The sequence below is a fragment of the Pseudomonas crudilactis genome (assembly GCF_013433315.1).
GTDB lineage: Bacteria > Pseudomonadota > Gammaproteobacteria > Pseudomonadales > Pseudomonadaceae > Aquipseudomonas > Aquipseudomonas crudilactis.
In genome coordinates this window covers 138,020-151,593 of record NZ_WXVV01000008.1, presented here as the reverse complement: position 1 = coordinate 151,593, position 13,574 = coordinate 138,020, and the positions used below count along the sequence as shown (strand labels likewise).

General features: G+C 59.7%; 10 protein-coding genes and 1 pseudogene. 2 read left to right on the top strand and 9 right to left on the bottom strand.

The window, feature by feature from the left end; genetic code table 11:
• Positions 1–12 precede the first annotated feature (12 nt).
• From arcC to arcD (GTU76_RS11140), 4 genes are all read right to left on the bottom strand, one after another.
• Positions 13–942 carry a carbamate kinase gene (gene arcC / locus GTU76_RS11155; RefSeq protein WP_016983838.1) on the bottom strand — a complete coding sequence of 310 codons (930 nt, stop codon included), beginning with the start codon at positions 940–942 and terminating at the stop codon, positions 13–15.
• A gap of 150 nt (positions 943–1,092) precedes the next feature.
• A complete protein-coding gene (locus tag GTU76_RS11150) occupies positions 1,093–2,103 on the bottom strand; it encodes an ornithine carbamoyltransferase (RefSeq protein ID WP_016983839.1) in 1,011 nt (336 codons plus the stop codon).
• 69 nt (positions 2,104–2,172) lie between these two features.
• Positions 2,173–3,429, bottom strand: a complete 1,257-nt coding sequence (arcA, locus tag GTU76_RS11145) for an arginine deiminase (RefSeq protein WP_180698635.1) — start codon at positions 3,427–3,429, stop codon at positions 2,173–2,175.
• A 33-nt stretch (positions 3,430–3,462) separates the two neighbouring features.
• Positions 3,463–4,890, bottom strand: a complete 1,428-nt coding sequence (arcD, locus tag GTU76_RS11140) for an arginine-ornithine antiporter (RefSeq protein WP_007908042.1) — start codon at positions 4,888–4,890, stop codon at positions 3,463–3,465.
• Positions 4,891–5,316: 426 nt separating this feature from the next.
• Here arcD (GTU76_RS11140) and arcD (GTU76_RS11135) point away from each other — a divergent pair, with 426 nt between their 5' ends.
• Both arcD (GTU76_RS11135) and GTU76_RS11130 read left to right on the top strand, forming a co-directional pair.
• Positions 5,317–6,744: an arginine-ornithine antiporter gene (gene arcD / locus GTU76_RS11135; RefSeq protein WP_007908041.1), complete on the top strand. Its 1,428-nt coding sequence runs from the start codon at positions 5,317–5,319 to the stop codon at positions 6,742–6,744.
• A complete protein-coding gene (locus GTU76_RS11130) occupies positions 6,741–7,604 on the top strand; it encodes an AlkA N-terminal domain-containing protein (RefSeq protein WP_180698634.1) in 864 nt (287 codons plus the stop codon). The genes arcD (GTU76_RS11135) and GTU76_RS11130 overlap by 4 nt, the downstream gene beginning before the upstream one ends.
• 857 nt (positions 7,605–8,461) lie before the next feature.
• On the opposite strand, the gene GTU76_RS11125 is transcribed toward GTU76_RS11130, so the two are convergent.
• The 5 genes and pseudogenes from GTU76_RS11125 to GTU76_RS11110 form a co-directional block, all read right to left on the bottom strand.
• Positions 8,462–9,811, bottom strand: coding sequence for a CoA transferase (locus GTU76_RS11125; protein WP_180698633.1), 1,350 nt, complete (start codon positions 9,809–9,811; stop codon positions 8,462–8,464).
• Between the two features lie 192 nt (positions 9,812–10,003).
• Entirely contained in the window at positions 10,004–10,759 is a 756-nt protein-coding gene (locus tag GTU76_RS30560) for a methyl-accepting chemotaxis protein (protein WP_371260381.1), read from the bottom strand.
• 102 nt (positions 10,760–10,861) lie between these two features.
• Positions 10,862–11,869, bottom strand: a pseudogene (locus GTU76_RS30555) (methyl-accepting chemotaxis protein); the annotation flags it as partial.
• Between the two features lie 516 nt (positions 11,870–12,385).
• Positions 12,386–12,781: a YbaN family protein gene (locus tag GTU76_RS11115; RefSeq protein ID WP_016983710.1), complete on the bottom strand. Its 396-nt coding sequence runs from the start codon at positions 12,779–12,781 to the stop codon at positions 12,386–12,388.
• Between the two features lie 153 nt (positions 12,782–12,934).
• Complete coding sequence (locus GTU76_RS11110; RefSeq protein WP_180698631.1) at positions 12,935–13,531, bottom strand: biliverdin-producing heme oxygenase; 597 nt, start codon at positions 13,529–13,531, stop codon at positions 12,935–12,937.
• Positions 13,532–13,574: the final 43 nt, after the last annotated feature.

The following is a 13,574-nucleotide window of genomic DNA, read 5'->3' as shown; positions in this document are numbered from 1 at the left end:
CGGAGTTTCTAATTATCGATAGCTGATGCCGGGCTTGGCGGTGGTCACGCGAGTACCGGCAGTGCCCTGAACGATGGCTTCGATATCCGCCAGCGAACCGATCACCGCAACTTTGCCAGTATGGCGCGCGAATTCGCAGGCTGCCTGCACCTTCGGTCCCATCGAACCGGCGGCGAAACCGAGGCGTTCGAGTTCATCCGGGTGCGCTTCGGCAATGGCTTTCTGCGTTGGTTTGCCGTAGTCGATGAACGCCGCGTTGACGTCAGTGGCGATCACCAGCAGGTCGGCTTCCAGTTGCTCGGCGAGCAGCGACGAGCACAGGTCCTTGTCGATCACCGCCTCGATACCCTTGAGATTACGGTTCTCGTCGTACATGGTCGGAATCCCGCCACCGCCGGCGCAAATCACGATGCTGCCCTTGTCCAGCAGCCACTTGATCGGGCGGATTTCGAAGATGCGTTTTGGCCGTGGACTGGCGACTACGCGGCGGAACTTGTCGCCGTCCGGAGCAATCGCCCAGCCTTTATCGGCGGCGAGTTTTTCCGCTTCGGCCTTGTCGTAAACCGGGCCGATCGGTTTGGTCGGGTTCTTGAAGGCAGGGTCGTTGGCGTCGACTTCAACCTGGGTCAGCAGGGTGGCGAACGGCACCTCGAAGTCGAGCAGGTTGCCCAGTTCCTGTTCGATGATGTAGCCGATCATGCCTTCGGTTTCGGCACCGAGCACGTCCAGCGGGTAAGGGGTGACGGAGGTGTAGGCCGCCGCTTGCAGCGACAGCAGGCCGACTTGCGGGCCATTGCCGTGGGCGATGACCAGTTGGTTGCCGGGATGGATCTTGGCGATTTGCTCGGTGGCGATGCGGATGTTGGCGCGCTGATTGTCAGCGGTCATCGGTTCACCACGGCGGAGCAGGGCGTTACCGCCCAGCGCTACGACGATACGCATAATGCAATCCTTTCAGAATTCGATGACCCTGTAGGAGCTGCCGAAGGCTGCGATCTGTTGATCTTGATCTTGAACAAGCAAAGTCAAAAGATCGCAGCCTTCGGCAGCTCCTACAGGTTGTTGGTTGATCAGGAGAACCTGATCATCCAGTTACAGATCAGCCAGGGTCGAGACCAGAATCGCCTTGATCGTGTGCATGCGGTTTTCCGCTTGCTCGAAGGCGATGCAGGCAGGCGACTCGAACACGTCGTCGGTCACTTCGATGCCGTTTTTCAAATGCGGATACTGCTCGGCAATCTGTTTGCCGACCTTGGTATCGCTGTTGTGGAACGCCGGCAGGCAGTGCATGAACTTGGTGCGTGGGTTGCCGGAGGCTTTCATCAGCTCGGCGTTGACCTGGTACGGCAGCAGTTGCTGGATACGCTCGGCCCAGGCTTCCACTGGCTCGCCCATCGATACCCAAACGTCGGTGTGAATGAAGTCGACGCCTTTAACGGCGGCTTTCGGGTCTTCAGTCAGGGTGATACGTGCGCCACTTTCTTCCGCATATTTGTGGCAACGCTCGACCAGATCATCCAGTGGCCACAGCGCTTTCGGCGCGCAGATGCGCACGTCCATGCCCAGTTTGGCGCCGACCAGCAGCAGCGAGTTACCCATGTTGTTGCGCGCATCGCCGAGGTAGGCGTAGCTGATGTCATGGATCGGCTTGTCGGCGTGTTCACGCATGGTCAGCACGTCGGCGATCATCTGAGTCGGGTGATATTCATCGGTCAGACCGTTGAACACTGGCACACCGGCGAACTTGGCCAGTTCTTCGACGATTTCCTGTTTGAAGCCACGGTACTCGATGGCGTCGTACATGCGCCCGAGCACGCGGGCGGTGTCTTTCATACTTTCCTTGTGGCCGATCTGCGAAGAGTTCGGGTCGATGTAGGTGACGTTGGCACCTTGGTCATAGGCCGCCACTTCGAACGCGCAACGGGTGCGGGTCGAGGTTTTTTCGAAGATCAGGGCGATGTTGTTGCCCTTCAGGTGTTGTTGCTCGGTGCCGGTGTATTTCGCGCGTTTGAGATCGCGGGACAGGTCGAGCAGGTAACGCAGCTCACGTGGGGTGTGGTGTTCCAGGCTGAGCAGGTTACGGTTGTGAATGTTGAACGCCATGATGATTCTCCTTGGATTCGGTAATCGGCCCGGCCGCTACGGGATGGGTGCGGCCGGGGAGATGGTCGTTTAGTAATCGATTGGGTCACGCACGATCGGGCAGGTCATGCAGTGGCCGCCGCCACGGCCTCGGCCCAGTTCACCGGCGCTGATGGTGATGACTTCCACGCCGGCCTTGCGCAGCAGGGTGTTGGTGTAGGTGTTGCGGTCGTAGCCGATGACCACGCCCGGCTCCACGGCCACCACGTTGTTGCCGTCGTCCCATTGCTCGCGCTCGGCGGCGAAGCTGTTGCCGCCTGTTTCCACCACGCGCAGCTTCGCCAGGTTGAGGGCTTTGGCCACGGTGTCCAGGAAGGTGCCTTCTTCGCGGCGGATGTCGATGCCGCCCTGTTTGCTTTCGTCAGGGCGCAGGGTGAACGCGACAATCTGATTAACCACCTCAGGGAAAATCGTCACGAGGTCGCGATCGCAGAAGCTGAACACCGTGTCCAGGTGCATCGCCGCGCGGGACTTCGGCAGGCCGGCGACGATGACTTTTTCCACGGCTTTGTTCTTGAACAGGTTCAGCGCCAGTTGGCCGATGGCCTGACGCGATGAGCGCTCGCCCATACCGATCAACACCACGCCGTTGCCGATTGGCATGACGTCGCCCCCTTCAAGGGTGGAGCTGCCGTGCTCCTTGTCTGGGTCGCCGTACCAGATTTCGAATTCGGCGTTGGTGAACTGTGGGTGGAATTTGTAAATGGCGGTGGCCAGCAGGGTTTCCTGACGGCGCGCTGGCCAGTACATCGGGTTCAGCGTTACGCCGCCGTAGATCCAGCAGGTGGTGTCGCGGGTGAACTGGGTGTTCGGCAGCGGCGGCAGAATGAAGCTGGAGTGGCCGAGGAAGTCGCGGAACATCTGGATGGTCTTGCCGCCGAAACTGTCCGGCAGATCATCGGCAGACACGCCACCAATCAGGAATTCAGCGATGTGCCGTGGCTCCAGGCTCTTCAGCCAGGATTTGACTTCGTTGATCAGGCCCAGGCCCACTGAGTCGGCGGTGACCTTGCGCTCGAGAATCCAGTCCAGTGCCTCAGGGATAGCGACGATGTCAGTCAGCAGGTTGTGCATTTCCAGCACGTCGATGCCGCGCTCGCGCATCTTGGTGACGAAGTCGAAGTGGTCGCGCTTGGCCTGAGCCACCCAGAGCACGTCGTCGAACAGCAGTTCATCGCAGTTGTTCGGGGTCAGCCGCTGATGGGCCAGACCTGGGGAGCACACCATGACTTTGCGCAGTTTGCCGGCTTCGGAATGGACGCCGTACTTAACTTTTTCCGTGGTCATTTCAGATCCTCCAGATAACAAAACAATCAGGGGTTACAGAGTCAGGAAGCCGTCGTAGAGACCGTAGGCAGCCACCAGGGCACCCACGACCACTGCGGCGAAAATCAGCTTCTCGACGTTAGTGAAAATCGGTTGTTTGAGTTCCAGCTTGGCTTTGGCGAACAGGATCGCGCCGGGCGCATAGAGCAGGGCGGAGAGCAGCAGGTATTTCACACCGCCGGCGTAGAGCAACCAGACCGCATAGATCAGCGCGATGCCGCCGATAATCAGATCCTTGCGCCGCTCGGCCGCGAAGCCCTCGTAGCTTTCGCCGCGCACCGCCAGCAGCAGGGCATAGGCCGCCGACCACAGGTACGGCACCAGAATCATCGAGGTGGCGAGGTAGATCAGCGACAGGTAAGTACTTGCCGAGAACAGCGTGATGATCAGGAAAATCTGCACCATCGCATTGGTCAGCCACAGGGCGTTGACCGGTACGTGGTTGGCGTTCTCCTTACGCAGGAACTCCGGCATGGTGTGGTCTTTGGCGGCGGCGAACATGATCTCCGCACACAGCAGCACCCACGACAGCAGCGCTCCCAGCAAGGAGATGATCAGACCGACGCTGATCAGCACCGCGCCCCAGTGACCGACTACATGCTCAAGCACGGCGGCCATCGACGGGTTCTGCAGTTTCGCCAGTTCCGGTTGGGTCATGATGCCCAGCGACAGCACGTTCACCAGCACCAGAAACAGCAGCACGGTGATGAAACCGATCACGGTGGCTTTGCCGACGTCCGAGCGTTTTTCCGCACGGGCCGAGAAGATGCTCGCACCCTCGATGCCGATGAACACCCAGACGGTGACCAGCATCATGTTGCGCACCTGGTTCATCACACTGCCCAGATCCGGGTTTTTGATGCCCCAGATGTCGGCGGTGAAGATGTCCAGTTTGAAGGCGAACACCGCGATCAACACGAACAGCAGCAGCGGTACGACCTTGGCGACCGTGGTCACGAGGTTGATGAACGCCGCTTCCTTGATCCCGCGCAGCACCAGAAAGTGCACGGCCCACAGTAAAACCGAGGCGCCGATTACCGCAGCAACGGTGTTGCCTTCACCGAAAATCGGGAAGAAATAACCGAGGGTGCTGAACAGCAGAACGAAGTAACCGACGTTGCCCAGCCAGGCGCTGATCCAGTAACCCCAGGCGGACGAGAAACCCATGTAATCGCCGAATCCGGCCTTGGCGTAGGCGTAGACACCGCCGTCCAGGTCAGGCTTGCGATTGGCGAGGGTTTGAAAGACAAAAGCGAGAGTGAGCATGCCGACAGCGGTGATGGCCCAACCGATCAGTACTGCACCGACGTCGGCGCTGGCGGCCATGTTTTGTGGCAAAGAAAATATCCCGCCACCGATCATTGAGCCGACTACCAATGCAACCAGTGCACCTAGTCGTAGTTTTCCGGGAGCTTCAGACATTGCATGACTCCATTGCAGGAGAGAAGAGATCACAGCGTAGTTCTGTTGTCTGTTCAAACAGCTGACTTAGATCAGTGCATGGTCACATTCCATTGTTAATGAATGACTTAGGCTCCGGCTGAAGGCATAAAGCTCCTGCCCGCAAGGCCCGTCCTAGAGGCGTTGTGGCTACATCTTTGGGAATGGCTATTATTACTTTCGAATTATCACGCTAGTTCTTTTTCAGCTTTTGGCAAATTTTCCGCCTCTGTTTTCAGTACAGAATTGATTTATCAGGATCAGCGCACAAAACTGTCTTAACGTGCTAGGCGTTAGCGTCATCGGCTATATATTTAGTGGCTTTACCTGATAGCCATCATCTTGCTTTATTGATTTAGTAAATAGTCGTTACAAACAACCGATCACCACACAAAAAGGGAAACTGAAATGTCGCAACCGACGCAAAAGCTGCGCCTTGGCGCGTTGATCGCCCTGGTGGTGGGTTCGATGATTGGCGGGGGGATTTTCTCGTTGCCGCAGAACATGGCAGCACGCGCCGATGCCGGGGCGATTCTGATCGGCTGGGGCATCACGGCGATCGGTATGTTGACCCTGGCGTTCGTGTTTCAGACGTTGGCCAATCGCAAGCCGGAACTGGACTCGGGTGTCTACGCTTACGCCAAGGCCGGGTTTGGCGACTACATGGGTTTCTCGTCCGCCTGGGGTTACTGGATCAGCGCCTGGCTGGGCAACGTCGGTTATTTCGTCCTGCTGTTCAGCACCCTCGGTTACTTCTTTCCGGTGTTCGGCCAGGGCAATACGCCGATCGCTATTGGTTGCGCGTCGGTGCTGCTGTGGGCCGTGCATTTTCTGGTGATGCGCGGGATCAAGGAGGCGGCGCTGATCAATCAACTGACCACGGTGGCCAAAGTCGTACCGCTGATCATGTTCATCGTCATCGCTGCCGTCGCCTTCAAGGCTGACATTTTTACCCGCGATATCTGGGGCACCAGCAACCCGAATTTCGGCGGGGTGATGGATCAGGTGCGCAACATGATGCTGGTCACGGTGTTCGTGTTCATCGGCATCGAAGGCGCCAGTGTGTACTCGGCGCGGGCGGAAAAACGCAGCGACGTCGGCCGCGCCACGGTGATCGGATTTATCGGCGTACTGGCGCTGCTGGTGCTGGTCAACGTGCTGTCGCTGGGGATCATGAGCCAGCCGGAGCTGGCGAATCTGCAAAACCCGTCACTGGCGGCGGTGCTTGAGCACATCGTCGGGCCGTGGGGCGCACTGTTGATCAGCATTGGTCTGGCGATTTCCCTGCTCGGTGCGCTGTTGTCGTGGGCGCTGCTGTGTGCGGAAATCCTCTTCGCCACGGCCAAGGACAAGACCATGCCGGCGTTCCTGAAAAAGGAAAACAAGAATCATGTGCCGGTCAACGCGTTGTGGCTGACCAACGCGATGATCCAGATTTTCCTGTTGATCACGCTGTTTTCGGCGGGCACTTACACCAGCCTGATTTATCTGGCCTCGTCGATGATTCTGGTGCCGTACCTGTGGTCGGCGGCGTACGCAGTGCTGTTGAGCGGGCGCGGCGAAACCTATGAACACGCCTCGGCAGAGCGCACCAAGGATTTGCTGATCGGCGGTATCGCCCTCGGTTATGCGGTGTGGTTGCTGTATGCCGGCGGGGTGAAGTATTTGCTGTTGTCGGCGTTGCTCTATGCGCCGGGGGTGATCCTGTTTGCCAAGGCCAAACATGAGGCGGGCGAGCCGTTGTTCACTCATGTCGAGAAAGGCATTTTCACTTGCGTGGTCATCGGCGCGGGGCTGGCGGCATACGGGTTGTACAGCGGTGTGCTGTCGTTGTGAGGTTGGCGCTTGCGTATGCGCCGCCGTATGACTGGGAGGCGATGTTGGGGTTTCTGGCGGCACGGGCGGTGGTCGGGATGGAGGTCGTGGTCGATGGTGTGTATTCACGCAGCATCGGTTTGAACGGGCTTCATGGCACGGTTTCAATTTGGCCTGAGGCAGGGAATGCCTTGGCCGTTGAGCTGGATTTTCCTGATCCGTTGATGGTGCCCGAGATCGTTGTCAGGTTGCGGCGGATGTTTGATCTGGATGCGGAACTGGCGGTGATGCAAGGGCATCTGGCGAATGATCCGTTGCTGGCGCGGCTGATTGCCCAGTGGCCGGGGTTGCGGATTCCGGGAGCGTGGGATGGCTTGGAACTGGCCTTTCGCGCGGTGCTTGGGCAGCAGATTACGGTGGTGGCGGCGATTCGTCTGGCGGGGAAACTGGTGGCGCAATATGGCGCGACGCTGGAATCCACAGTGCCCGGATTGACGCATGTGTTTCCCGAGGCGCACGTATTGGCGGCGGCAGATCTGGCGGCGCTGGGCATGCCGAAAAGTCGCGGGCGGACGCTGTCGGGGGTGGCGCAGGCGTTGCTGGAAGAACCTTCATTGTTCGAGCCGAATCGCGAGGACGGAGTGGCACGTCTACTGGCGTTGCACGGGATAGGCGAGTGGACGGCGCAGTACATTGCGTTGCGGCAATTGCGCGATCTGGATGGTTTTCCCCATGGCGATGTCGGGCTGCTACGGGCACTGGAAGTGTTGGAGGGCGTGCGACCGACAGCGCGGGATTTGGCTTTGCGCGCTGAGGCCTGGCGGCCTTATCGAGGGTATGCGGCGCAGCTTTTGTGGACGTCTTTGAGCAGGGCAGATTGATACATCATCGCTCGGCCTGAAATTGCAGCCCTCACCCCAGCCCTCTCCCAGAGGGAGAGGGGGCCGACCGAGGTGTGTTGCGTTGTACATCGACCTGAAAGACCGAGTCGATTATGGATTCAGCGCCAAGCGTTCAAGTCGGTGCATCTCTCGAATACCCGCCAATCAGTCCCCTCTCGGAGGGAGGGGGGCCGACCGAGGTATGTTGCGTTGTACATCGACCTGAAGGACCGAGTCGATTATGGATTCAGCGCCAAGCGTTCAAGTCGGTGAATCTCTCGAATACCCGCCAATCAGTCCCCTCTCCCGGAGGGAGGGGGCCGACCGAGGTGTGTTGCGTTGTACATCGAGCTGAAAGACCGAGTCGATTATGGATTCAGCGCCAAGCGTTCAAGTCGGTGAATATCTCGAATACCCGCCAATCAGTCCCCTCTCCCAGAGGGAGAGGGGGCCGACCGAGGTGTGTTGCGCTGTCCATCGACCTGCAAGACCGAGTCGATTATGGATTCAGCGCCAAGCGTTCAAGTCGGTGAATCTCTCGAATATCCGCCAATCAGTCCCCTCTCCCGGAGGGAGGGGGGCCGACCGAGGTGTGTTGCGTTGTACATCGACCTGAAGGACCGAGTCGATTATGGATTCAGCACCAATCGTTCAAGTCGGTGAATCTCTCGAATACCCGCCAATCAGTCCCCTCTCCCGGAGGGAGGGGGGCCGACCGATGTGTGTTGCGCTGTCCATCGACCTGAAAGACCAAGTTGATCAGGGATTCACCGATATTCGTTCAAGTCGGTGAATCTCTCGAATATCCCCCAATCAGTCCCCTCTCCCTCTGGGAGAGGGTTAGGGTGAGGGGCTTTTTAAGCCCACCGTGGTTGGTGAGACCCCAACTCTGTAGCCGGCAACGCCCATTGAATCGGTGTGCCGCTGATCTTCACCGGCACCTGCAAGCGATGCGCCGGCCCCCACGGTGTCTGTTCCAGAAATGAACCCTGATCCCGCTCATCTTCCGCCTGCAATGCTTCATTCGTCCCCGGCCCAGACTCGATCAACAGTTTCGCCGTCCGCGCCAGCGACAACCGCGCCGAGCCACTTCGACCCGTCTTCAAACGCTCGGTCAACAGTCGGAGCGCACTCGCCGCCAGCAAATACCCGGTCGCATGATCCAGCGCCTGCACCGGCAACGGCGTCGGTTTGTCTGCCTGCAGCCATTGCTGCCCGGCCTCGGCGATGCCGCTGCTCATCTGCACCAGACTGTCGAAGCCACGGCGGTTTTGCCACGGGCCGCTCCAGCCGTAGGCATTGAGGCCGACATCGATCAGGCCCGGCGCGAGCTGGCGACGGCGCTCAACGCCGAACCCGAGATTTTCCAAGGCATCGGCGCGGTATCCGTGCAGCAGAATATCGGTTTCTTTCAACAAGCCCTCGAACACCGCACGATCCGCCGAGTCATGCAGATTCAGCCGCGCGCAGCGTTTGCCGAGGGTCATTTCCGGGACGACACCGGGCTCGTTCCAGATCGGTGAATCGATGCGCAATACATTGGCGCCAAGGCCGGCGAGAAAACGGCTGGCGGTGGGACCGGCGAGTACGCGCGTCAGATCCAGCACCTTGATCCCGGCCAACGGTTGCGCCACCGAACCTTGCCACGGTTGACCGTGTTCATCCGGCGAATCGATGAAATGCACCAACGGTTCGGCATTTACCGCCAATCCCTGCGGATGCTTTTGCCACTGCGCCCAACTGCGCATCTCGGCGGCACAACCGTTGGCGTCAACCACCGCTTGCTCCAGATCTGTGCTCGTCCATTGCGCGACTTTCGCCGCCATCGCGGCACGATCGGCGCAGGCACCGAGCACACTTTCAGCGGCGGCGCGGTGATGCGGGGCGTTGGTGTGCAGACGGATCCAGCCGTCCTTTGTCGCGTAGTCTCCGGCAACCGGGTCCCACAGCGGTGGTACTTGCCAGCCCATCGGGCGCAGCGAGGTCGAGAACCAGAACGAGGCCAGGCGTCGGTCGACTTCAATATCGGGCAAGTGACCGGTCTGCTGTTCGATCAATTGGCTGACGGCCTGACCGGCAGCGGCCATGCTGGCGCAGGCAAGCTCGGTGACCGCGAATGCCGAGGGCAGGGCGCCATCGGCGGTGAACGGAATCGGCGTGTGCGGCAAGCCGAGTGCGGCTTGAATGGACGTGAGTAAATCAGTCATCGAAGGCCCTCCGGAGCGAGAGGGCGATGATAGTGCAAAAAATCATTGGATTAGATGAAAGCCCAGCGAATGAACACTCTCCCCTGTGGGAGCGAGCTTGCTCGCGAAGGGGGCGTCACATTCAACATCATTACTGAATGGCAGACCGCTTTCGCGAGCAAGCTCGCTCCCACAGGGTTCAACGGTGTAGCGTCAGACGCGGAACTGATCCATCAACTTCATCTGCTGACTGGCCAGGGCATTGAGCTGGCTGCTGATCGCCGCCGATTCGGTGGCTTGCTCAGTCAGCGTTTCGGTGACAGTACGAATCGCCGAGACGTTGCGGTTCACTTCTTCCGCCACCGCACTCTGCTGCTCAGCCGCACTGGCAATCTGCAAGTTCATGTCGCTGATCACCGTCACCGCGTCGCTGATCTTGCCCAGTGCATCGACCGCCTGACGAATCTGCCCGGCGTTGTTGTGCGCCTGGGTCTGGCTCGAATGCATGGTCGCGACCACGCCCCGCGTACCCGTCTGAATGCGCTCGATCACGATGCGAATTTCTTCCACCGAATCCTGCGTACGTTTGGCCAGGTTGCGCACCTCGTCGGCAACCACCGCGAAACCACGACCGCTCTCACCGGCACGGGCCGCTTCGATCGCTGCGTTGAGGGCGAGCAGGTTGGTCTGTTCGGCGATGCTGCGGATCACCTCCAGCACCGAGCCGATCTGCTCGCTATTCACCGCCAGCGCTTCAACCTCGGTCACCGCTTTGCTGACTTCATCGGCCAGTTGGTTGATGTCGCGGGTGCTGCGCTCGATGATCGACATGCCGTCCCTGGCCGACTGATCGGCACCTTTCGCGGCATTGGCCGCGTTGGAGGCGCTGTTGGCGACGTCGTGGGCGGTGGCGCTCATTTCGTTGGAGGCGGTGGCCACCTGGTCGATCTCGCGGAACTGCACCTGCATGCCTTCGCTGGTCTGGCGGGCGATTTCCGAAGACTGGTCGGCGGTGCCGCGCGCTTCGGTGATGCTTTGCTTGATCTGCGCGATGGTCGGTTGCAGCTTGTCGAGGAAACGATTGAACCAGTTCACCAGTTCGCCCAGTTCATCCTTTTTGCTGTAGTTCAGACGCTGGGTCAGGTCGCCTTCGCCGCTGGCGATGTTCTTCAGCATCTCGGCAACGCTGTTGATCGGACGCGTCACACCGGACGCGGTCAGCCAGATCAGCAACAGGCCGACCAGACCGGCGACCACGGCAACCAGCAGCGCAGTGATCACGCCGGTTTCCTGCGCGTCGTCGAGTACCGCTTGCAGCTTGACCGAATCGGCCAGCAGCACTTGTTTCGGCAGGTCGATGACTACGCCCCAGGCGCGTGAGTTACCGATCGGATCAACTGGGTAAACGGCACGAATCAGATCGCCCTGTTCAAGAATCTTCGGTGTACCCGAAGTCAGCAGTTGCAGTACATCCTTGCCATCGGCACCGAGGGTGTCGCTGATCTTTTTGCCGACCTTGGTGGCGTCGGAGCTGTCGGCAGCGAGCACGCCGCTGCCGGAGACGATCAGCATGTGCCCGGCGTTATTGAACAGGTTGCTCTGGGAATCCACGGCCGCCGCTTGCAGGGCGTCGAGGGCGATGTCGACGCCGACCACGCCGATGGCTTTACCGTCGACGATCAACGGCACGGAGATGGTCGTCATGAGCATTTCCTTGCCGCCGACGGTGTCGGCATACGGGTCGAGCAGGCAGGTGCGCTTGGCATCGCGAGGGCAGGTGTACCAGCTGTTGTACGGCGTGCCGCTGACGCTGAGGGTGGTTTTGGTCAGGTCTTCTTCGACCATGATGGTGTTCAGCGAGGCGCCGGCGGCGCGGCTCCAGTACGTGGCGAAGCGCCCGGCTTCATTGGACTGGCGAGCGGCATCGTTGGCGAATTCGCTGTCCTTGCCGTCGAGAGCGTTCGGTTCGAAAGCGAGCCAGATGCCGAGCACTTTGTCGTTGCGCTCAAAAGCGGTTTTCAGGCTCAGGTTCAACTCTTCGCGCAAGGCGCCGGCGTCCAGCGAACGCTTGGCGGCCATGACGCGCATGTCCTTGATCTGATCCGCTACGGCCGTGATCACCGTCAGGCTTTCACCGAAGGTCTTCTGCACCCGTACTGCTTGTTCAGCGGCTTTGGCTTGCAGCAGATTCTCGACACTGGCGGTGAGCAGCTTGTTGCTGGAGTCACTGACCAGTTCGTCGTTCTGGTTGGTCTGGTAAATGTTCATGCCGACGATCAGCGCAACCACACCGAGCAGGCACAGGCCGGAGAGCAGAACGATTTTCAGGCGAATGGACAGAGCGTCGAACATGGGGCGATCTCGCGAATGAATAAACGGGTGGCAGGCGGATATGAACTATCCGGTTCGCCAAATCCATTCAGCGCCATTCAATGCTCATCGGCGTGGAACGAGAGCGCATGAGGCGCGTGCCGACGGACGGTCAGCGCTAAACGTTTGCGCAGGAGAAAGTGCTGAAAAAGCGATTAATTACAGGGATGTTTCAGGACGGTGACGGCGCTTGTCACGGGCAGGAGAGACTTGTGGCGAGCGTGATCAGGCAGTTTTTGCCAGAGATTCCGGGCGCGACCAGATCCACAGATTGCCCAGGCTCATCCCGGCAATCGCCAGATAGACCGGCCAGCCATGATCGAGCATCACCAGCATCAACGTGGCGCAGAGCAACATGCTCACCGTGGCGCTGACCTTGGCCTTGCGCGCAATGATCTTGCCGTTGCGCCAGTTGCTGAGGATCGGCCCGAACAAGCGGTGATTTTCCAGCCAGGCACTCAGGCGCGGCGAGCTGCGGGTCGCGGCCCAGGCGGCAAGAAGGATGAACTCGGTGGTCGGCAGGCCGGGCACGACAATGGCGATCAGGCCAATGCCGAGGCTGACGTAGGCCAATAGGCCGAACAGCACACGGGCGAGTTTCGAGGAGGCGGGTTGCGGCATGGGCTCAGCGGTGGCTTCTGAAGCGGAATGGAGATCTTACAGGCTTACGCAGTTCCCCTGTAGGAGCTGCCGAAGGCTGCGATCTTTTGATCTTGAAAACAACATCAAAAGATCGCAGCCTTCGGCAGCTCCTACAGGGGGATGTGTGTTGTGTCAGGCCAATTCGGCTTCGGTGGCGTAAGCCTGTTCCAGCAGCACGGTGAAGCGGTTGAACGCGTCGATCGCGCCTTGCTCGACTTCGGCTTCTTCCTCGGCAGTGAACTGCAGCGAATCGAGGGTGCGCACGAAGCTTTTCCAGCCTTCGGCACGGCCACCTTCAGGCTCGCCGAGGTGACGGGCGCCAAAGGTTTCGCTCAGCTCCAGGGCCACGGCGCGTTTGATCAGGAACGCCGCGCCGAGCTTCGAACCTTCGGAGACAAAGATCCAGCCCAGCGCACGGGCCTTGCTCGGATTTTTCACCGCGCCGGCTACCGGGGCCGGTACTTCGGTGTCCAGATCAGCCAGGTCAGCCTTGGCCGCTTCGGCGCGGCAACGGGCCGGCAGATCCGGGACGATCGCGGTCAGTTCGGCATCGTTGTACAGCTCGACCAGTTCCGACTGGAACAGGTATTGCGCAACGACGAAGCGGGCGAAGTTGGCGCGGGTCTCGAACGGCGCGTGGGCTTTGACCAGTGCATCGAGCTTGCTGTGCGGTTCATTGGTGATCTGGTTCAAGCGTTGCGAACGCAGGGCTTTTTCCGAAGTGGTCATGACATGTCCTTGATAAAAGAGGCGCTTGATAACGAGACGAACA